Source organism: Amycolatopsis sp. NPDC059027 (assembly GCF_042739735.1).
GTDB lineage: Bacteria > Actinomycetota > Actinomycetes > Mycobacteriales > Pseudonocardiaceae > Amycolatopsis.
Window position 1 is genome coordinate 24,044 of the sequence record NZ_JBHYIK010000078.1, and the last position, 18,766, is coordinate 42,809.

20 protein-coding genes and 1 pseudogene are annotated in these 18,766 nt (G+C 70.4%); 4 read left to right on the top strand and 17 right to left on the bottom strand.

Annotation, left to right across the window (positions count from 1 at the left end):
• Positions 1 to 49: 49 nt before the first annotated feature.
• From ACFWY9_RS37530 to ACFWY9_RS37545, 4 genes are all read right to left on the bottom strand, one after another.
• A complete protein-coding gene (locus ACFWY9_RS37530) occupies positions 50 to 1,030 on the bottom strand; it encodes a glutamate ABC transporter substrate-binding protein (RefSeq protein WP_378329697.1) in 981 nt (326 codons plus the stop codon).
• A complete protein-coding gene (locus ACFWY9_RS37535; protein WP_378329696.1) occupies positions 1,027 to 2,421 on the bottom strand; it encodes a hypothetical protein in 1,395 nt (464 codons plus the stop codon). The genes ACFWY9_RS37530 and ACFWY9_RS37535 overlap by 4 nt, the downstream gene beginning before the upstream one ends.
• 207 nt (positions 2,422 to 2,628) lie before the next feature.
• On the bottom strand, positions 2,629 to 3,303 hold the full coding sequence (locus ACFWY9_RS37540) for a hypothetical protein (RefSeq protein WP_378329695.1): 675 nt from the start codon (positions 3,301 to 3,303) through the stop codon (positions 2,629 to 2,631).
• Between the two features lie 89 nt (positions 3,304 to 3,392).
• Positions 3,393 to 4,298 carry an MBL fold metallo-hydrolase gene (locus ACFWY9_RS37545; protein ID WP_378329694.1) on the bottom strand — a complete coding sequence of 302 codons (906 nt, stop codon included), beginning with the start codon at positions 4,296 to 4,298 and terminating at the stop codon, positions 3,393 to 3,395.
• A gap of 100 nt (positions 4,299 to 4,398) precedes the next feature.
• Here ACFWY9_RS37545 and ACFWY9_RS37550 point away from each other — a divergent pair, with 100 nt between their 5' ends.
• Complete coding sequence (locus tag ACFWY9_RS37550; RefSeq protein WP_378329693.1) at positions 4,399 to 5,319, top strand: AraC family transcriptional regulator; 921 nt, start codon at positions 4,399 to 4,401, stop codon at positions 5,317 to 5,319.
• 48 nt (positions 5,320 to 5,367) lie between these two features.
• The gene (locus tag ACFWY9_RS37555; RefSeq protein WP_378329692.1) at positions 5,368 to 6,213 is read left to right on the top strand and encodes an LLM class F420-dependent oxidoreductase; all 846 of its coding nucleotides are present in this window, start codon (positions 5,368 to 5,370) and stop codon (positions 6,211 to 6,213) included.
• Between the two features lie 7 nt (positions 6,214 to 6,220).
• Here ACFWY9_RS37555 and ACFWY9_RS37560 read toward each other — a convergent pair whose 3' ends face one another.
• The 12 genes from ACFWY9_RS37560 to ACFWY9_RS37615 form a co-directional block, all read right to left on the bottom strand.
• Entirely contained in the window at positions 6,221 to 6,376 is a 156-nt protein-coding gene (locus tag ACFWY9_RS37560) for a hypothetical protein (protein ID WP_378329691.1), read from the bottom strand.
• A gap of 31 nt (positions 6,377 to 6,407) precedes the next feature.
• Positions 6,408 to 6,755: a hypothetical protein gene (locus ACFWY9_RS37565; protein WP_378329690.1), complete on the bottom strand. Its 348-nt coding sequence runs from the start codon at positions 6,753 to 6,755 to the stop codon at positions 6,408 to 6,410.
• A gap of 108 nt (positions 6,756 to 6,863) precedes the next feature.
• Entirely contained in the window at positions 6,864 to 7,502 is a 639-nt protein-coding gene (locus tag ACFWY9_RS37570) for a response regulator (protein WP_378329689.1), read from the bottom strand.
• Positions 7,499 to 8,641: a sensor histidine kinase gene (locus ACFWY9_RS37575; protein ID WP_378329688.1), complete on the bottom strand. Its 1,143-nt coding sequence runs from the start codon at positions 8,639 to 8,641 to the stop codon at positions 7,499 to 7,501. Before ACFWY9_RS37575 ends, ACFWY9_RS37570 begins: the two co-directional genes overlap by 4 nt.
• Positions 8,642 to 8,903: 262 nt before the next feature.
• Positions 8,904 to 10,175, bottom strand: coding sequence for a GAF domain-containing protein (locus ACFWY9_RS37580; protein WP_378329687.1), 1,272 nt, complete (start codon positions 10,173 to 10,175; stop codon positions 8,904 to 8,906).
• Between the two features lie 88 nt (positions 10,176 to 10,263).
• Entirely contained in the window at positions 10,264 to 11,202 is a 939-nt protein-coding gene (locus ACFWY9_RS37585; protein ID WP_378329686.1) for an alpha-ketoacid dehydrogenase subunit beta, read from the bottom strand.
• 25 nt (positions 11,203 to 11,227) lie between these two features.
• Complete coding sequence (locus ACFWY9_RS37590) at positions 11,228 to 12,118, bottom strand: thiamine pyrophosphate-dependent dehydrogenase E1 component subunit alpha (protein ID WP_378329685.1); 891 nt, start codon at positions 12,116 to 12,118, stop codon at positions 11,228 to 11,230.
• Positions 12,115 to 13,155: an ATP-NAD kinase family protein gene (locus tag ACFWY9_RS37595; protein WP_378329684.1), complete on the bottom strand. Its 1,041-nt coding sequence runs from the start codon at positions 13,153 to 13,155 to the stop codon at positions 12,115 to 12,117. The genes ACFWY9_RS37590 and ACFWY9_RS37595 overlap by 4 nt, the downstream gene beginning before the upstream one ends.
• A gap of 108 nt (positions 13,156 to 13,263) precedes the next feature.
• Entirely contained in the window at positions 13,264 to 13,488 is a 225-nt protein-coding gene (locus ACFWY9_RS37600; protein ID WP_378329683.1) for a heavy-metal-associated domain-containing protein, read from the bottom strand.
• 145 nt (positions 13,489 to 13,633) lie between these two features.
• On the bottom strand, positions 13,634 to 13,837 hold the full coding sequence (locus tag ACFWY9_RS37605) for a cold-shock protein (protein WP_153036265.1): 204 nt from the start codon (positions 13,835 to 13,837) through the stop codon (positions 13,634 to 13,636).
• Between the two features lie 205 nt (positions 13,838 to 14,042).
• Positions 14,043 to 14,213, bottom strand: a complete 171-nt coding sequence (locus ACFWY9_RS37610) for a hypothetical protein (RefSeq protein ID WP_378329682.1) — start codon at positions 14,211 to 14,213, stop codon at positions 14,043 to 14,045.
• 167 nt (positions 14,214 to 14,380) lie between these two features.
• Positions 14,381 to 16,042, bottom strand: a complete 1,662-nt coding sequence (locus tag ACFWY9_RS37615) for a thiamine pyrophosphate-dependent enzyme (RefSeq protein ID WP_378329743.1) — start codon at positions 16,040 to 16,042, stop codon at positions 14,381 to 14,383.
• Between the two features lie 136 nt (positions 16,043 to 16,178).
• Between ACFWY9_RS37615 and ACFWY9_RS37620 the strand changes: the two genes are divergently transcribed.
• Positions 16,179 to 17,456, top strand: a complete 1,278-nt coding sequence (locus tag ACFWY9_RS37620; RefSeq protein WP_378329681.1) for a hydroxyacid-oxoacid transhydrogenase — start codon at positions 16,179 to 16,181, stop codon at positions 17,454 to 17,456.
• Positions 17,450 to 17,860: an acyl-CoA thioesterase gene (locus ACFWY9_RS37625; RefSeq protein ID WP_378329680.1), complete on the top strand. Its 411-nt coding sequence runs from the start codon at positions 17,450 to 17,452 to the stop codon at positions 17,858 to 17,860. The genes ACFWY9_RS37620 and ACFWY9_RS37625 overlap by 7 nt, the downstream gene beginning before the upstream one ends.
• 681 nt (positions 17,861 to 18,541) lie before the next feature.
• On the opposite strand, the pseudogene ACFWY9_RS37630 reads toward ACFWY9_RS37625, so the two are convergent.
• Positions 18,542 to 18,766 (bottom strand): annotated as a pseudogene (locus tag ACFWY9_RS37630) (ISAs1 family transposase); the annotation flags it as partial.

Sequence of the window (18,766 nt, forward strand, 5' to 3'; positions counted from 1 at the left end):
ACGGCTGGCCGGAGTGCGACAAGGGCGTCCCTCGGGACGGCACGCGCGGTCACTGGTACTGCGCGGCGGGCGGGCTCGCCGCGCCGAGCGGCTTGCCGACCCAGGCGTCGTAGCTCTTCTGCCAGTCGCCCCTGCGCACGTTCTCCAGCACCGCGTTGACGAACCGCACCATGTCGTCGTTTTCCTTCGGGATGCCGATGCCGTAGTTCTCCGTCGTGAACCGCGGTCCCTTGACCTCGATCCGCTGCGGATCCTGCGCGGCCATCCCGGCGAGGATCGTGTCGTCGGTCGACACGGCGTCCACCTGACCCTGCTGAAGCATCACCAGACAGTCGGACCAGTTGTCCACCGACACCGGCACGACCTTCGCCGGGTCGGTCGTGATCTTCGTCAGCGGTGTCGACTTCTTCGCCGCGCAGACGCGTTTGCCCGACAGATCGGCGAGTGTGTCGGCCTTCGCCTCCTTCGGCGCCAGGATCCGCTGGCCCGCCACGTAGTACACCGACGAGAAGTTGACCTTCTTCTTGCGCGCGCAGGTGATGCTGTAGGTCCGCACGACGATGTCGACCTCGTGGTTGATCAGCACGTCCTCGCGCTGGCCCGAGGTGATCGCACGGAACTGCACCTTGCCCTGATGGCTGCCGAAGATCGCGTCGGCGACCTCGTTGACCATGTCGATGTCGAAGCCTTCGAGGTTGCCGCTCACCGGATTGCGCGAACCGAACAGGTACGTCGTCTGGTCGACCCCGGCGATGAGCTTCCCGCGTTCCTTGATCTTCGCCATGGTCGATCCGGCCGAGATCGCCGTGCCCCCGGTCGGCGCGAGACTGGCCAATGGGTTGCAGCTGGTGTCCGACGACCCGCCCGCCCCCGTCTCGCCGCCGGCCACGTGCGCGGGCGGCGGCCAGGCGGCCTCGCTGACCGGGGCCGGATCCATCGGCTTGCCCGCGCTCCCGCAGGCCGACAACGACCCAGCCAGCACCGCGACCGCGGCGAGCACACCCGCCCGCACGACATTCCGCTTCCTCACCGGTACTCCCTCAGCCGTTCCCGGATCCCCATCGTCGCACCGGCCGCGGCCACCACGGCCAGCACCGCGAGGCCGGGTGCCAGCAGGGTGAGCGCGCGGTCGCCCGCCCGTGTGTCGTCGAGGAACGCCTGGCGTCCCACGTTGATCGCGGCCTGCAGGCTGTCGTCGAGCCGCTGGAACGCCGGGGCCGCACCGTTCTGCCGGTCGTGACGGATGGCGAGGTCGACGGCGTCGGAGTACTGGCCGTCGTCGTCGAAGCGCCGCACTTCCTTGTGTGCCTTCAGCCAGTCGGCCGCCGCCCGCCCGGCTTCGTCGATCTTGCCCGTGGCGTCACCACCGTTCGCGAGGCCACGGGCCTCGCCGAGCAGGCCGCTCCTGCCGTCCTGGCCGACGAGCTGGACGGCGAGCCCGGCGAAGTCCTTTTCGTACCCGCCGCCGTCGCCGCGCGCGACCAGCGTCAGCGTCTCGTCGGCGCGGCCCTGCAGCGCGGTGATCCGCGTCCGCACCAGCGCGTCGACCTGACGGGAACCGTTGTCCTGGCCGTTCCCGACGAACACGCCCTGGACGACCAGCGCCGCCGCGCCCCACAGCAGCGAGACCCCGACGCACACGGTCGCGACCACGAGGCCGACGTTCAGCAGGCGGTTGGTCCGCCGGGTCAGATGCACCTGGGTGACGATCAGCGCGGCGAGCAGCGCCAGCACCAGCAGGGTCGCCAGCCACGGGAACCCGGTCGCGTCGTCCTGCTCGTCGGCCAGGCGGGCGGTGTCGACCTTGTAGAGCTCCTGCGCGGCGGGCAGCAGCTTCGTCCGCATCAGCTCGGACGCTTCGCGCAGATAGGACGCGCCGGCCGGGAAACCCTGCCGGTTGTTCGCCCGCGCGGTCTCGACGAGTCCGGTGTAGACCGGGAGCCGCTGGCTGAGCACGTCGACCTGGGCGGCCGCCTCGGTGACGTCCGCGGAGTCCGACGCCGCCTTCGCCAGCGCCGCGCCCGCCTCGGCGACGTCCCGTTCGTACCGCTGACGCAGCTCGGGCGGCTCGACGCCGGTGGAAAGGAACGCGCTCGCCGCGGTGGCGTCCGCGTCCGAAAGCGCGCGGTAGACCTGCTGTGCCGCGGCTGCCAGGGGTTCACGGTGCTCGATGAGACCGTTGATCGTGTTCTTGCGCCCCTGCACGGACAACGTCGCGACGAGACCGGCCAGCAGGGAGAGCAGCACCAGCCCGACGGCGATCACGGTCAGCCTGCCGGGGGTGGTCGCGGCGGACCGGGTGACCGCGCGCACCGCCTGCCCCGGCAGTTCGAGCAGACCGGCGATTCCGCCGCGGCCTTCTTCGGGCGGTGGAGCGCCGGGGCCGCCCGGCGGCGCGGGCTGCGTCGCGGTCGTCGTCATCGCCGTTCCTCCCCAAGTCCTACCTGACCGTGGTCACCTTAGCCGCAGGGCATGGGCGCGGTCCCCAACCCGCTCGAAGCGCGGCGCGGGGAGCGCACTGTCCACAACGGACTGGACACCCGGTTCGGCCGATCGGGTCGAACGCCAGAGCGAGCGACGCGGGGAGCGTGCCGTCGGCAGCCGAGCGCGTCGCCATCATGCGCGGTATCAAGGCAGGAACCGTTCGGCTGTCTCGCGCGCCACCCGGGCCCTGGCCCGAGCGGCCTCGGCCAGGCGCCGGTCCGCCGCGCCGTCCGAATCCTCCTGGGCGAGCCGATCATGATGGTCCGCGAAGGACTCCTCCACCTCGGCCAGCTCGCGGGCCGTCGCGACGAGCTGCGTTCGCAGCGCGTCGGCCGCAGCGGCCAGCAGCGATCCCGTCGCTTGCCGGTCCAGCGACGAAGACCGCTCACGCCGCGAAGCCGCGATCTCGCGATCGACCGCGTCCTGCTCCCGCTCCTGCCACTGCCGCGCGCGCCGCAAGGCCTCCTCGCTGCGATCCAACCGCGCCATGCTGGCCGTCAGGAGCGCGCGAGCCCGCACGGCGGCCTCCTGGCCGCGCTCCCACGGACTGGCGACGGGCGCGCCACGCACACGATCTCGCCGATCCAGCCGCCGCTCCCACCCGGCAAGTCCCTCCTCCCGCACATCGGCGCGACCCTCCCGATCGTCCGCGATCCGCTCCCGCACATCGGCGGCCTGCTCACGTTCGTCGGCGGCCTGCTCACGTTCGTCGGCAGCCTGCTCACGTTCGTCGGCGGCCTGCTCACGTTCGTGTCGTGCGTTCCCGGTGGCTTCTCGGTCCACCGCGCTACGTTTCTCGTCGCCTGATTCGACCTGCATGAGCACGAGTGTGCGCCGACGAGCACCCGGTAGTCGGCATGTCAGCACGATGGTCGTCGCCGAGTGCGGGAGGACGACACCGACGCTGTTCAGCGCGTACCGGTCGCCGCCCAGGGGCCGAGCGTGAATTCCCCGTTCTCCCGCCGGACTTCCACCGCGCCCGCACCGGCGAAGTGCGCGGGGACGAGCAGTTCCCGCTCGTCGGCCGCCCTGGCGAGAACCCGGCGACGGCTGGCCGCCGCTTGGTCCGGGGCGAGGCAGGCACTGCTGTTGCACGAGGGCTGGAGGAGCTGAACCGGGCTGTGCAGCAGATCCCCGACGAAGACCGCCCGGTCGCTGCCGGATTTCAGGCGCAGCACGGACGAACCCGGTGTGTGGCCGGGCGCGGATTCGAGGGTGAGGTGTTCGTCGATGCGGTGGCTGCCGTCCCACAGCACGGCCTGCCCTGCCCGGTGCAGCGGCGCGATGCTGTCCTCGTGGATCAGGCGTTCGTCCTGCCGTGACGTGTTCCCATAAGCGTTGTCCGGACCGAAATGGAAGTCGTCGGCGGCCGGAATGAGGTATTCGGCGTTGGGGAACGCCGGTACCCACTCCCCGTTCGCCTCGACGGTGTTCCCGCCGACGTGATCGACGTGGAGGTGGGTGTTGACGACGACGTCGACTTCGCGCGGGTCGACACCGGCGGCCGTCAGGAGTTCGAGAAGATCGCTCTGCCAGTGGTGGAACGGCGGCGAGGCCGGGCGTTCGCGCCCCTTGCCCACTCCGGTGTCGACCAGGACGGTCCGTCCGCCGCTGCGCAGTACCCACGACTGCACCGCGAGCACCGCCCGGTCACTGTCCGGCTCCCAGTGGTCCGGCGCCAGCCAGTCCTCGTTGTCCTTCCGCACCTCCGCATCGGCGTCCGGTACCAGGTCGGAGACGGGCATGAACGGGCCCTGCCACTCGGCGATCCGGATGATCTCGACGTCCCCCAGCACGATGCGTTCCGTTGTCATGCGACCAATCCTAAGAAGGCTTGACGACCGTCTCAATGCTTATCCAGCTCAGCGAAATACGCATTCGTCTCACCGCTGAGGTGTGGGATACGATCCTGGCATGGATGTGGTGAGCGACGCGATCTCCGCCGTGCGCCTCGGGCACCCCTCTTCCGATCGGGTGAGGATCGGCGGGAGCTGGTGCGTACGACTGGATCCGTACGTCGGGGCGGGCTTCGCCGTCGTCCTGAAGGGCGGCTGCCTGCTGCTGCCCGACGGCGGCGACCCCGTGTCCCTCGGCGTGGGTGACGTGGTGCTGCTGCCCCATGGCACCGGCCATGTGCTCGCCGATTCCCTCGCCGACACGGCGAACGCGCTGGAGCGGGCGGTGCCGTTCGAGCGCCGGCTCGCGGAGAACGACCGGTCCGATCGCGGCGACACGGAGCTGCTTTGTGGCAAGTACCGGCTCGACTGCAGCCGCCTGCACCCGCTCATGGCCGAGCTACCGCGGGTCGTGCACCTGCCCAGCCGAGTCGGCAGCCATCCCGAACTCCGCGCCGCGATCGATCTGCTCGCCGGTGAGCTGGACGAAAGACGGCCCGGCGCCTGCGTCGCGCTCCCGAGCCTGCTCGACCTTCTCTTCGTCTACGTGATCCGTTCGTGGATGGACGAGGCCACCAGCGGGGCCTGGCCTCGCGTGCTGAGCGACCCGGTGACGGTCGCCGCGCTGCGGGCAGTGCACTCGGACCCGGCCGCCCCGTGGACCAACGACCGCCTGGCCGCGGCGGCAGGCGTCTCCCGGCCCACCCTGGCGCGCCGCTTCACCGCTCTGGTCGGCCGCCCGCCGATGGCGTACCTGACCTGGTGGCGCCTGACGCTCGCGGCCACCCTGCTCCGGGACACTCCCGACACCCTGTCCACCATCGCGGACCGCGTCGGCTACGGGAGCCCGTATGCACTCTCACACGCCTTCGAGCGGGAGTTCGGTATTACCCCGGGGCGGTATCGCGTGCAGATCACGGAACGGTCACCTGCCGCCTGACACCTGCCGGCCGGAATATTCGGGCGCCCGGCGGAGTCGTTGCCAGGTATGGACTTCGGGATCGCGACATCAGTGACCGACGAAGGTATCCGGCCGCATGTGCTGGGGGCGGCGATCGAGGAGCGCGGGTTCCACTCCCTGTTCCTCCCGGAGCATTCCCACATCCCGGTCAGCAGGGAGACTCCTTATCCCGGCGGCGAACTGCCGCGCGGCGCCGCGCGTAACCTCGATCCGTTCGTCGCGCTGACCGCCGTCGCGTCCGCGACGTCGAAACTCCGGCTGGGCACCGCGGTGGCGTTGATGATCCAGCGCGACGTGTTCTACACGGCGAAGGAGATCGCCAGCCTCGATCTGCTCTCGAACGGACGGGTGGTGTTCGGGGTCGGGGCGGGCTGGAACATCGAGGAGATGCGCAACCACGGCGTCGATCCGCGGACGCGGGGCGCGTTGCTGACCGAGCAGTTGCGCGCGCTCAAGGAGATCTGGACCAAGGACGAGGCGGAGTTCCACGGCGAGCACATCGACTTCGACCCGATCTTCTCGTGGCCGAAGCCGGTACGGAAACCGCATCCGCCGATCTACGTCGCCGGTCAGGGACCGGCGGGGCTCAAGCGGCTCGCCGAACACGCGGATGGCTGGCTGCCGCATTTCGTGACCCCGCTCGACGAGCTGCGCCGCGTGCGCTCCTGGCTCGCGGACCAGGGCCGGGCCGACGTCCGGATCAGCGTGTTCGGCGCGCCCGGCGACCCCGAACTGGTGCGGGGTTTCGCCGACGCCGGCGTCGACGAGGTGTCGTTCCTGATGCCGACGCTGCCCGAGGCCGGGACCCTGGAGCGCCTCGACCACCTGGCGAAGGTCGCCGAACCGTTGCTCCGCGATCCAGCCGCTTCGTGACGGGACCTCAGTCCCGCTTCTTGCCGACGGTCTTCCAGATCACCACCATGGCGATGAGCACCACCACGACGAGCACGACGACGATGACGCCCTTCATGAGGAAATCGTGCAGCAGCTCGCCCATGATCTCGCCGCCGTTGCCTTCGGCCAGTACCCGTTCCATCTCCGCTCACCTTCCCGATTTCCTTGGCGGATCAGCGCCGCGGGCCGTCCCGGTCGTCGCGACGGTTCCGGCCGGTGTCCTGGTTCTCCACGTACTTCACGACGCCCTCGACGACAGCGCCCGTCCAGCCGCCGCCCCGGCGCCCGCCCCTGCCACGCCGCGCCGCACGGTTCTCGACGTAGCCGCGGGCCAGCGGCTCCACGTAGCGCCGGGCGGCGCCCAGCTTGCCCCTGCGCTTGAGGACGACGGCGATGGTGAACACGACGAGCACCAGCACGGCGATCCCCGCGGCCATCACCCCGAACCGGACCAGCAGGATGTTCATGATCTCGCCGATGTTCGTGTTGCCGCCCTCGGCCAGGTTTTCGATGTGCCCCATGGCTTTTCCTCCGCACCGTTCCGCTTCGCCCTTCGGAAACGAAGGTAGGTCCTGGCACGGGTGGATCGGGACGCCCCGAGGGTGGAGATCGGGGTGGAGAAAACCGGGCTACAGCTCGTGGTCCAGCCCGTAGCGGACGGCTTCGGCACGATGCCGCACGCCGATCTTCGCGAAGGCGTTGTTGATGTGCGTCTTCACCGTCGTCTCGCCGATGTACAGCTCGGCGGCGATCTCCGCGTTCGTCAGCCCGCGGGCGATGAGCCCGACGACCTCCGCCTCGCGGGCGGTCAGGCCATCCGGCAACGACGGTTTCGCACGGGTGGCGGGCCGCGCGTCCAGCGCGGCCACGAGACGTTCCGACACCTTGGCGTCGAAGATCGCCTGTCCCGCGGCGGCCGAGCGCAGCGCCGCTCCGATCTCGGCGCGGCCCGCGTCCTTGGTCAGGTAACCCCGCGCCCCGGCGCGCAGTGCGTCCGCAATGGACACATCGTCGGCGTACGTCGTCAGCACGACGACGGCGGTGCCGGGGTGGTCACGGGTGATCATGCGGGTCGCCGCGACGCCGTCGAGTTCGGGCATCCGCAGGTCCATCAGCACGACATCGGCCGGTGTCGTACCGAGCAGGGTCAGCGCCTGCCGTCCGTCGGCGGCCGAGCCGACGACGTCCACATCGTCCAGCAGCCCGAGCAGCGCGACGAGTCCTTCACGCACCACCTGCTGATCGTCCACGACGACGACCCTGATCACGCCGGTACCTCCGCCACCACTCGCCATTCCCCGTCGCAGGGGCCGGAGGTCAGGGTGCCACCCGCGAGCGCGAGACGCTCCCGCATCCCGGTCAACCCGAAGCCGCCGTCACCGGGCTGAGAGCGCCCGGCCGAAACGAGAGCACTGCTCACGGAGAGCCGGACGAGGTCGGCCTCGTACGCCAGCCGCACGGTGACCGGCTGGTCCGGCGCGTGTTTCCCGGCGTTGGTCAACGCCTCCCGCGCGACCCCGACCAGCGAGACCACCGCCGCCGACGGCAGCGGGCGCACCTCGCCGGTCGCGGCGAAATCCACGCTCACCGCGTGATCGCGGGCGTGCGCGTCGGCGACGGCAGCCAGCGCTTCGGCCAGCGGCAGGACGTCGCGACGCAACGCCGCGACCGCGTCGCGTGCTTCGGCGAGCCCGTCCGCGGCGAGCCGCCGGGACCGCCGGACCGTCCGCAATGCACCGTCCACATCGGACTTCTCGGCCAGCAGCGCCTCGGCGAGTTCCAGCTGGACGCCCAGTGCGCCAAGGGAATGCGCGAGGACGTCGTGGAGTTCCCGCGCGATCCGCGTGCGCTCGTCGAGCGCCGCTGCCCGCGCGTGCTCGGCCTGCGCGAGCCGGGTCTGCTCCAGCAGCTGCTCGGCCTGCGCCGCCTGCACCTCGTACTGGCGGCGGTTGAGCCCGATCAGCAACAGCAGCAGCATGATCCCGACGTCGGTCGCCGCCTCGGTCATGCTCGCCCCGGCGAACGCGCTGGAGGACAGGACCAGCGTGATGTCCAGCAGCGCCATGCCGACGATGACCGTGACGCTGACCCTCGTCAGGGTCGCGAGCCTGCCGAGCGCGATGACACACAGGATGATCGCCGACGAGTCCTGCGCCCAGCCGAGCACCGCCGCGGGCACGACGCTCGCCGCGGCCAGCAGCACCGCCGCCGGGATCGGCCGCCAGTGCGCGGTCGCCACGAAGCCCATCCACAGCGCGGCGGAGACGCCGTAACACGCCCAGATCCACGCTTGCGACTCTCGCGCGGTGAGCAGCGTCGCGACGGAGAAGAGCGTGCCGAGCAACTGCACGACGAGCCAGCTCGGCGCGATCGTGTCCGGCAGCAGCGGCCGCCCTCGTCTCGCCACGTCCCCCTCCGGCCGGTGCTCCACGGTGTGCCCGTCAGTGGTGATCGCTCATCTTCGTGATCAGCTCCACCAGGATCAACCGGTAGGCGATGAACCCGATCAGCACGATCAGGCCGACCACCACCAGTCCGATCACCATCTTCATCCTTCCCCCTCGTTCCCGCCCCTCGGCATGGGCCGCCTTGTTCGTGGCGATCACGCTAGGTACGGGGCCGGGTGGAGCGGGACCGTCGACGGGTGGAGGCGCGGGTGGAGATCGGCTTCAGCCGCGGATGGCAGGGGCGAGCGAGTGCGGCAGCACCTCGGCCGGATCGGCAGGCCGTTCGATCACCACTTCGACGTCGTCGGCGAACCGGTACGGGCGCCCGCCGAGGATGCCGCCGAAATGCCGCCGCAGCCGGGACATCTCGGCACGCACGGTGACCGTCCGCGCGGCGTCGCCGAAGAGGTCGAGCGAAAGTTCCGACGCCGATCGGCCGTCCCTGCGGCAGGCCAGCACGTACAGCATCTCGGCGTGCCGCGGGCTGAGGCGGTGTGTCCAGGTGCCCGTGTCGCCGGACACGGTCAGCGTCGGCTCGCGCGGCGCGCGGACGTCGAGCACGACGCGGGTCGGCTGCGCGTCGGCCGCGTCGCCGCCATCGGCGAGCCGCACGAGCCAGCCGCCGGGCAGCGGCTCGATCTGGCAACTTCCGTACGCGGGCAGCCAGGCCCGGCCCGGCGAACAACCCGCGGGCAGCGCGATCCGGTCGACCGGGGCGAGCCCGGCGGTGGCCGCGACCCAGCCGTGCCCGTCGACGGCGATCGCGCGTCCCCGCACCTTCGCCAGCACCGGGACGGCGATGCCACGCAGCCGCTCCAGCTCCGTCCCGTGGGTGGACCGCAGGCCGGCCTCCGCGAGCTGGGCGACGGCGTCCACCAGGGCCAACGTCGTCGGATGCACCGTCGAGGCCGGACCGGAGAGATCGACCGCGCCGAGCAGCTGCCCGTCGCGCGGGTCGCACAGGGGCACCGCGGCACAGGTCCAGTCGTGCTGCGCGCGGACGTAGTGCTCCGCCGAGTAGACCTGGACGGGCTGCCGCGCGACGAGTGCCGTCCCGATCGCGTTGGTGCCGACGGCGTTCTCGTGCCAGTCGACGCCTTCGCTGAACCCGATGGCGTCGGCGCGGCGCCGCACCGGCGCGCTGCCCTCACGCCACAGGATCCGCCCGTCGGCGTCGGTGACGACCATGATGTGCGCGGCCTGCTCGGCCATCGCGAGCAGGCCGCCGCGCAGGGTGGGGAGCACCTCGGCCAGCCCGCACCGCCTGCGGCGTTCCTCGATTTCCTCGATCTTGAGACGGGGCCCGCCTGCGCCGCGGTCCGGGTCCATCCCCAGCTGCCGCATCCGTTGCCAGGACGCGCCGATCACCGGCCGCGGCCGGCCCGGCAGGGCCCTGCCGGACAGCGCGGCGTCATGGATGCGGGCGAGGACGCGCGCGTGCTGCCGAGGATCCACCCCAGCCGGCAACGCTGCCTCGAGGCTCCGTAGTCCCACCGCCGCTCCCAGTGCTCGCAGAGGGAGTCTGCACTACGGAGTCGGAGATTCCTAGCCTGTACGCAGGGATTTCCTCGCGTGAGCACCGTCACCGGCGCCAGCCGACGACGGTTTTGGCGGCGTTGACGACACGCTGAGTGTCCGGCGGGCAGAGATTCTCCAACACACGCGGACCTGGCGCCGGGGCGTGCGGCGGCGTCACCATCTCGATCGGCGCGCGCAATGCGCCGAACGCTTCCTTCGCCACCAACGCGGAGATGTCGGTGGCGAGATTGCACCGCGGCGACGCCTCGTCGACGACCACCAGCCGACCGGTGCGGCCGACGCTGCCGAGGATCGTCGCGGTGTCGAGCGGGCTCGTAGTGCGGGGATCGATGACCTCGGCGTCGATTCCGGACACCGCCAGCTCGCGCGCGGCCTGCTCGGCGAGCGGCACCATCCGGCCGAGCGCGACCAGTGTGACATCGCCGCCGGAGCGGACGACGTTCGCGTCACCGAACGCCAGAGTGTATGTGTCGCAAGGGATTTCGCCGACGACGTCGTACAAAGCCTTGTGCTCACAGAAGATAACCGGATCTTCGTCACGGATAGCTTGCACCATAAGACCTTTGGCGTCATACGGTGTGGCCGGGACTACGACCTTGAAACCGGGGAGGTGGGTGAAGATCGGGTACGGGCACAGCCCGGTCCCGTACGCCATCCTGAGCACCAGCGGCGTGTTCGCGGCACCCCCGAGCAGGGAGCGGAACATGGCCGCCTGGCCGAAGATCTGGTCGAGGCCGATGCCGCCGGAGCCGGGGAACGCCAGCTCCGCGACCGGCCGCTGCCCACGGGTCGCGGCACCGATCGCCGCGCCGACGAACGCGGAGCCGGAGCCTGCCGTACCCAGCACCCGGCCGGGGAAGCGCACGGAAAGTCCCGGCGCCGAAATCCCGCCGCCCCCGAGCACGATGACCGACGCGTCCCGCGTCATCTCCTGCGTCAGCGCCTCGATGATCGCCTCGCGGTAGCTCGTCGCGCGGGTCATCGGCGGCTCCTCTCGACCGGAGAACTCAGGCGTCGGCTTCCGGATCGGCCGAAGCCGGTTCCGGCGCCGCTTTCGCTTCGGCGACCGAAGCCGCGACGAGCGCGGCCACCTCGCCGTCGATTCTGTCCAAAATAGACTCTTCGAGCCCGCCGCCGTCGAGTACCGTGCCACGGAACCGTTCCAGGCAGTCCCCGTGCGCGCACCCCGGCGGGATCGCGAGCCGCCGGACCTCGATGAGCGTCGGCCCGCCGCCGTTCCTCGCGCGGACGATGGCCTCCCCGGCGGCTTCGTAGACGGCGAAAAAATCGAGCCCGTCGACGATCTCGCCGGGCATGCCGAACGCGGCCGCGCGATCGGCGATGCTGTCCGAGGCCACCGACCAGCCGCGCGACCGCCGGGGCCAGGCGGTGCTCTCGGCGATGAACAGCACCGGCAGACACCAGGTCGTGGCCAGATGCAGCGCCTCGAGGGTGGCGCCGTCCCCGCTCGCGCCGTCACCGAAGAACGCGACGCCGACACCTCCGGTGCCCTGTTGTTTCGCGGCGAGCGCGGTACCGCAGATCAGGGTCGGGCCGCCGGTGACGCCGTTCGCGCCGAGCATGCCGCGCGCGAGGTCGGCGATGTGCAGGGCGCCGCCCTTGCCGCGGCGGGACCCGGTACGGCGGCCGTACAGCTCGGCCATCATGCCCTTGACGTCGACACCACCGGCGATGCAGTGACCGTAGCCCCGCTGGGTTCCGGCGATCGCGTCCCGCTCGTCGAGATGCAGGCAGACCCCGGTCGCCGCGGCCTCGTCACCGGCGTGCAGCCGTTCGGCCCCGGGGAGTTCGCCACGGGCGGAAGCGTCGTGCACGCACTGTTCGAAGACCCGGATCGTGCGCATCATCCGGTACGCCTCGCGCAGGAGCCCGGTCATCTTCGGCGCTCCTTGCCCGGCGCCGCCGCGGTGGTGGTGCGGAGCAGCCCCCGCCGGGCCGCCTCCGCCATGGTCGCGCGGACGTCCACGCACCACGGCCCCTCCGAGCGCAGCTCCACGAACGCGCTCTCGCCGTTCTTCAGCTCCAGCTCACGCTCGCCGTCGACCGCGATCACCCCGCCCGCCGCCGCGAGCTCGACCCGCACCCCGGGCCGCAGCACACCCCAGCCGCGCACCCCCACCGGCACGACGAGCCCGGGCGCGATCGGCGCCTGCACGACGTACGGCGTCTCCCCGACCGGGCCGAGCTGCAGCGCGACGCCGTCGGCGCTCGATCTCGGGCTGGGGCAAAGCTGACCGGCGATGCTGGACAACCCGATGCCGTCGGGCTCGGCGAAAGTGCAGTACAGCTCGGTGAGCGACGCGGGTTCCCACAGCGCTCGCGCGCCGACGTGCCTGATCAGCGACACACAGACGTCGACGAGGGCGATTTCGCGGCGGGCCTTGGTGACCACTTCGAGCACGCTCATCCGGCGGGTCACCAGGTCCGGATCGATCTGGCCGCTCGCGATCAGCCCCGCCGCGAGCCCGGCGACGGTCGCCTCACGCATCTCGGGGAAGGCGTTGTTGGTGCCGGTGGACAACGCGAGCAGCGGCACGTCGCCACAGGCGGCGGCCGCGACGCGCGCGGTGCCGTCGCCGCCGAGGCACACGATCACCCCGGCGCCCTCGTCCACCATGCGGCGGACGGCGTTGGTGGTGTCCACGGCGGTCCCGGTGAGCGGTTCCGCATCGCAGAACTCGACCTCGGGAGGACGGCCACCCCGGTCGAGGGCCTGCCCCACCGAAGCGGAGATCCCGCCGAGGTCGGACGAAAGAACGGCACGCTGAACCCCGCTGGCGGCGAAGGCGGCGAGCAGGCGCTGCACCATGTTCGCCTTCTCGGCGGTGGGAAAGACGGAAGCCTGCGCGACCAGCCTGCGGATGTCCCGTCCGGACGCCGGATTCGCGACGATGCCCGCCACCGCTTCACCCACCGCGTGCCCTCCCTGCCGGCGTTACTGGAGGAACAGCAGACTCCGGGACGTCCCCGGCGGGAAAGGGTTGCAGCAGGGTTGCAACGTAAGCCGAAGGTGAAGGCCCCGCTACGGCGCCAGGCTCGTCACGCCTTCGAACCGATATCCGGCTTCGGTTATCGCCGCGCTAACCGCGTCGGCCTCCAGGGGTGTGGCACTGCGGACGGTGACGCGGCCACTGGCGACGTCGACGTCCACTCCGGCCACTCCCGGAAGTTCGGTGAGCTCTTCGGTGACCGACTGCGCACAGTGGCCACAGGACATTCCGGAGACGGTGTACCCGGTCTCAACCATGCCCGGCAGCCTACTGACCAGCGCTGTCCCCGATCGAGTGATCCCATTTCCGGTGGACGGCGCCGGCGGAATCCACTGTGGACCACAGACACGGCAAGGGCCGCCACCGGGCGAACGGTGGCGGCCCTTGCGGTAAGTGCGTGGGTCAGATCAGGTTGACCGAGGTGGCCTGCGGGCCCTTCTGGCCCTGGCCGATCTCGAACTCCACCCGGGCGTTCTCTTCGAGGGTACGGAAGCCGTTACCCTGGATCTCGCTGTAGTGAACGAAGACGTCGCCGCCACCGTTGTCGGGGGTGATGAAGCCGAACCCCTTCTCGGAGTTGAACCACTTCACAGTGCCCTGAGTCATCAAAAATCTCCATGTATAACACCAAAATCAGGAAGCCAGTCGGCGACCCGGGTCGAACCCGGACGGTTTGCTTCCTCGATGAGGAGACACTGCGCCCGCTGAATTCTGCGAGCGTGATTCACCACGAACACAAAAAACAAGACCACTCGAAGTAAAGCACAGGGTCGGCCCGGCCGACAACCCGTGTCACCCAGAGTGGTGTGTACTATCCGCCACTCGCCGCCCGCCGCGGCTCAGTGCCGAACGGCGACCGCCACGAGGCGTCCCGATGGGCCGCCACCACCACGTCGTCGTGGGCCTCCGCACTGGCGCTGAACTGCACCGGGACCACTTCGGACGCCTTGCGCGACTCTGCCGCGCGTTGTTCGTCGGCCATGTCGAACTCCCCTCGTTCTGGGACCCGCTTGGGGTGATGACCGCCAGGGTGCCACCGGGCACCGACAAAAAGGTTCGGCGACGTCATCGCCGATCCGGAACACCGTCAGGCTACCGGAGTTTTCCGCCGGCGCGGCAGAACTTCCCTGTGAGTCCCTGAGAAATTCCTTATGTCACAGGAGGTTGCGGACGGACCGCACCCAGCAACCCGGACAGCCGTACGTCCGGGGCCACGACGTCGGGATCGGTGCGCACGTCGATGACGCACGGACGCTGGCGGACCAGCGCGCTCGCGATGATCGGCTCGAGCTCCTCCCGGTCGTCCACCGTGTACCCCGCCGCGCCGAGCCCCCGTGCCCACGAAGCGAAATCGGCCAGCGGGATCGTGACACCGGTGAGCCTGCCGTGGGCCCGCGCCTGGTGCGCGGCGAAGCCGCCGTGCAGCCCGTTCTGGAAGACCACCACGATGACCGGCGCCCGGTAGCGGACCGCCGTCTCGATCTCCTGGCCGGTCATCAGCGTCCCGGCGTCGCCGACCATCGCGACCACGGTGCGCCGCGGTTCGGCCATCTTCGCCGCCACCGCGGCGGGCACCGCGTAGCCGACGGCCGCGTTGCTCGGGCCGAGCTGGCTGCGTGGCGCGGTGAAGCACCAGTAGCGGTGCATGAACTGCGCGACGTTGCCCGCGTCGCTGGTCACGATGGTGTCCTCGGGCGAGAGCTTCCGCAGCGCGCGGACGACGTCGGCCGGATGCACCCTGCTGTTGCCGCTGGTGTCGGGCGGGGTCATGAAGGTGTGCACCGCCGCGTTGGCCGCCGAAGCCCGGCGTGTCCGCGGCGAGGCCACCGAACGCAGCTCACGCAGGAACGGCTCGACCTCGGCGTCGATCCGGAACGTCAGCCCGCGCCGCGGCGTGTCGTCACTGCCCGTGCCGACCAGCACGAGGGTCTGCTGTGGGGTCGGGTACCGGTAGGACTGGGTGGTGACCTCGTCCAGCCGGGTGCCCAGCGCGAGCACCAGGTCGGCGCGCTCGAGCGCGTCGAGCTGGCGGGCGGGGATGCCGAGGCCGAGGTGACCGGCGTAGCGCGCGTGGTTCTCCGGGAAGGCGTCCTGCCGCCGGAACGCGTTGTACACCGGCAGGGAGAGTTCGTCGGCGACGGCGATCAGCTCTTCGCGCGCCGAGCGGGCCCTGCCGCCGACGATGACCACCGGATACCGCGCCTCGTCCACCAGCTGCGCGACCGCGTCGGCGGAGCGGCCGAGAGTGCCGGTGGCGGGCGGGCGGACCGTGGCGACCGGCTTCGCCGAGTCGTAGGGCACTCCCCACGCGTCGCTGGGCACGCCGATCACGACCGGCCCCGGCCGTCCCTCACGGGAGGAGGTCAGCGCCTCGGCCAGCAGGCCGGGCACCTCGTCGGGGTCCTGCGCCCGCACACACGACTTGCTGATCGGCTCGAACATCGCGGTGAGGTCGCTGGCGGGCAGCGAGCTGCCGGGCGCCGGGTCCATCGCCGGCGTCTCCAGGAACACCACCATCGGCGTCTCGTCCTGGTAGGCGGTCTGCACGCCGACGGCCAGGTTCGCCGCGCTCGGCCCCCTGCCGGCGAGCAGCACGGCGGGACGCTCGGTGAGCTTGCCCTCGGCCTCGGCCATGAAGGCGGCACCGGCGTCATGCCTCGCCGAGACGAGGGTGATCGAGCGCTCGCGCTGGACAGCGTCGAGAAGCTCCAGGAAGGACTCCCCGACGACCGCGTATACCCGATCCACTCCCGCTTCGGTCAGTATCCGTACTGCCGTCTGGGCGACGGTCGCTCCTAGTTGGTATCTAATGGGGAAAGCTTAGGCGGGAACCGTTCAGTGCCGTCAAGTGATCTTCGGCGGATCAGGACGAAGAGACACTGGGATAGCACTGAATGTCCGCTTTCGACAGATCCGTTCGGCCGAGCAGAGAGCGAGGACGAGGGCCTTGGCAACCGAATATGAAACAGTCTTCACGTATGGTGCGCCGGGGCTCAAATTCGGGTCGGGCGCCAGCGACGAGATCGGGTACGACCTGACGCAGTTCGGCGCGCGGCGCGTGCTCGTGCTCACCGATCCCGGCGTCGCCGCGACGGGCTGGCCGCGGCGCATCGCCGAGGGGATCACCGGCTACGGCATCGAAGCCGAGGTGTTCGACGGCGTGCACGTCGAACCCACCGACGTCAGCATGCGCAAGGCCGTCGAGTTCGCGCGCGGGACCGGGCCGTGGGACGCGTTCGTCGCGGTCGGTGGCGGTTCGAGCATCGACACCGCGAAGGCGGCGAACCTGCTGACCAGCAACGACGGCGACCTGATGGACTACGTCAACGTGCCGGTCGGCGGCGGCCGAGCACCGGTGAACCCGCTGAAACCGCTGGTCGCGGTGCCGACGACGACCGGGACCGGTGCGGAGAGCACCACGGTGTGCGTGCTCGACGTGCTGTCCCTGCGGGTCAAGAGCGGGATCAGCCACCTGCGGCTGCGCCCGACGCTCGCGGTCGTCGACCCGCGCCTCACGGTGAGCCAGCCCGCCGGGGTGACCGCGGCGGCCGGGATGGACATCCTGTGCCACGCGGCGGAGAGCTACACCGCGAAACCGTTCACCTCGTTCGAACGCAAACGTCCCGAGCAGCGGGTGCCGTACTGCGGCTCGAATCCGTTGGCCGACATGTTCGCCGAGCAGTCGCTGCAGCTGCTTTCGTGGGCGCTGCCCGCCGCCGTGCGGGACGGTTCGGACACGGCGGCCCGCGAGGCGATGGCGCTGGCCGCGACGCTCGCCGGGCTCGGCTTCGGCAACGCGGGCGTGCACATCCCGCACGCCAACGCGTACCCGATCGCCGGGCAGGTGGGCGAATTCCACCCTTCCGGTTACCCTGCCTCGGAATCGTTGGTACCACACGGGATGGCGGTGTCGCTGACCGCGCCCGCCGCGTTCCGCTTCACCTTCGGGGCGGCGCCGGACCGGCATCTGCGCGTCGCCCGGCTGCTGGCACCCGACTTCGAATGGCCCGGCGACTTCGCCGATCATCTGCCCGCGGTGCTGACCGGCCTGATGCGGGAGATCGGTATCCCGAACGGGCTCGGCGCCGTCGGATATTCGGAGTCCGATGTGGACAATCTGGTGGAGGGAACGCTGAAACAGCAACGGCTTTTGACAATGGCTCCGCGCACGGCGTCTGCTTCGGATCTTGCAGCGATCCTCCGGGACTCGGTGACGCTGTGGTGAACGGGTACCCGCACTGGCAGACGGTTCCGTTGCGCTGGAAGGACAACGACGTCTACGGGCACGTCAACAACGTCGTGCACTACTCGATCATGGACACGGTGATCAACACCTGGCTGATCGAGCGGGGCGGGCTCGATTTCTCGCTCGGTGAGGTCATCGGGTTGTGCGTGGAATCGAAGTGCGGGTACCACGCGTCGGTGTCCTTCCCCGGGACGCTGCGGGTCGGGCTTCGGGTGGCACATCTGGGGAAATCCAGTGTGCGGTACGAGGTCGGGATGTACACGGCGGACGAGACGCTGGTCGCGGAGGGGCACTTCGTGCACGTGTTCGTGGACCGGGAGACACGGCGGCCGGTTCCGGTGGCGGGGAAACTGCGGGAGTCGCTGGAGGAGTTGCGAGTCTGAAGGGCTGACTGCCGCCGAGATCGCCCGCGCTGGATCCATCGGTTCGGGTGCGCGCTGGGCGGGGCGTGCTGGTTTGTCCTTTGTGGATGGTTATGCCGTTGAACGGTCTTTGGGCGCCGAGTCTGGCTCCAGGGGTCGGCGGCGATGTCTCGAACGCGTCGTTGGAGACGGTGAACGTCGCGAACGCGTCGTTCACGGCACTGGCGCGGCGCGAGGGTCGCCACGCCTCATCGTCGCGAACGCTCCGTTCGGGACGATGAGTGTCGCGTTCGGAGCGTTCGGGGCGAGCGGCGTCGCAGCGAGCGAACGGGCGGTCCAGCGTCGGCTGGGCCCGCCCTTTTGCCGAGGAGATGCACCAGCCGCACCACCGGGCGCAGCAGCCTCTCCCGCCCCTTCCCACAAGGGGCGCCGATGTGACGAGGGGGCCCTTCGGTGCGCTGGACGCACCAAAGGGCCCCCTCGTCACGTAACCGTCCACAATGGACTTCAAGGGGCGGCGTCCAGATGATCCGTCAGCGCACCCCTGCCCACACGAGAACCCACTTGTCCACAGCCACCGGCGATTGTGGACAACTCGGCCCCGTTTCCGTCATCGCCCCGGAATTGTCATGGGTGCGCGGTAGACTGCTGCTGGGCAGTCCCCCCAAGGGAGGGCAGGGTTCCGGCAAAGTCGTTGTGGGGTTAGGGGTGGATGCCGAGCAGGGTGAGTGGTCGGTTGATGTCTCGGGTCATGTGGCGTAGCCCTTTGGCGATGTTGGTCCAGCCGGTTTGTCTGAGTGCGCTGGTGATGAGGTTGCGGAGGGTGGCCATAACGCGGGGTGCGGTGCCGGTGCGGGTTCGGGATGCGTCTTCGTGGTAGGTGACGTCGCGGACGTAGTGGAGTTTGTTTTCGATGTGCCAGTGGCC

Coding starts and splice junctions, on each gene's coding strand:
- ACFWY9_RS37590 (WP_378329685.1), bottom strand. CDS start 12,118: ATGACCGGGCTCCTGCGCGAGGCGTACCGGATGATGCGCACGATCCGG.
- ACFWY9_RS37540 (WP_378329695.1), bottom strand. CDS start 3,303: ATGCAGGTCGAATCAGGCGACGAGAAACGTAGCGCGGTGGACCGAGAA.
- ACFWY9_RS37535 (WP_378329696.1), bottom strand. CDS start 2,421: ATGACGACGACCGCGACGCAGCCCGCGCCGCCGGGCGGCCCCGGCGCT.
- ACFWY9_RS37545 (WP_378329694.1), bottom strand. CDS start 4,298: ATGACAACGGAACGCATCGTGCTGGGGGACGTCGAGATCATCCGGATC.
- ACFWY9_RS37550 (WP_378329693.1), top strand. CDS start 4,399: ATGGATGTGGTGAGCGACGCGATCTCCGCCGTGCGCCTCGGGCACCCC.
- ACFWY9_RS37610 (WP_378329682.1), bottom strand. CDS start 14,213: ATGGCCGACGAACAACGCGCGGCAGAGTCGCGCAAGGCGTCCGAAGTG.
- ACFWY9_RS37605 (WP_153036265.1), bottom strand. CDS start 13,837: ATGACTCAGGGCACTGTGAAGTGGTTCAACTCCGAGAAGGGGTTCGGC.
- ACFWY9_RS37555 (WP_378329692.1), top strand. CDS start 5,368: ATGGACTTCGGGATCGCGACATCAGTGACCGACGAAGGTATCCGGCCG.
- ACFWY9_RS37585 (WP_378329686.1), bottom strand. CDS start 11,202: ATGACCCGCGCGACGAGCTACCGCGAGGCGATCATCGAGGCGCTGACG.
- ACFWY9_RS37565 (WP_378329690.1), bottom strand. CDS start 6,755: ATGGGGCACATCGAAAACCTGGCCGAGGGCGGCAACACGAACATCGGC.
- ACFWY9_RS37600 (WP_378329683.1), bottom strand. CDS start 13,488: ATGGTTGAGACCGGGTACACCGTCTCCGGAATGTCCTGTGGCCACTGT.
- ACFWY9_RS37560 (WP_378329691.1), bottom strand. CDS start 6,376: ATGGAACGGGTACTGGCCGAAGGCAACGGCGGCGAGATCATGGGCGAG.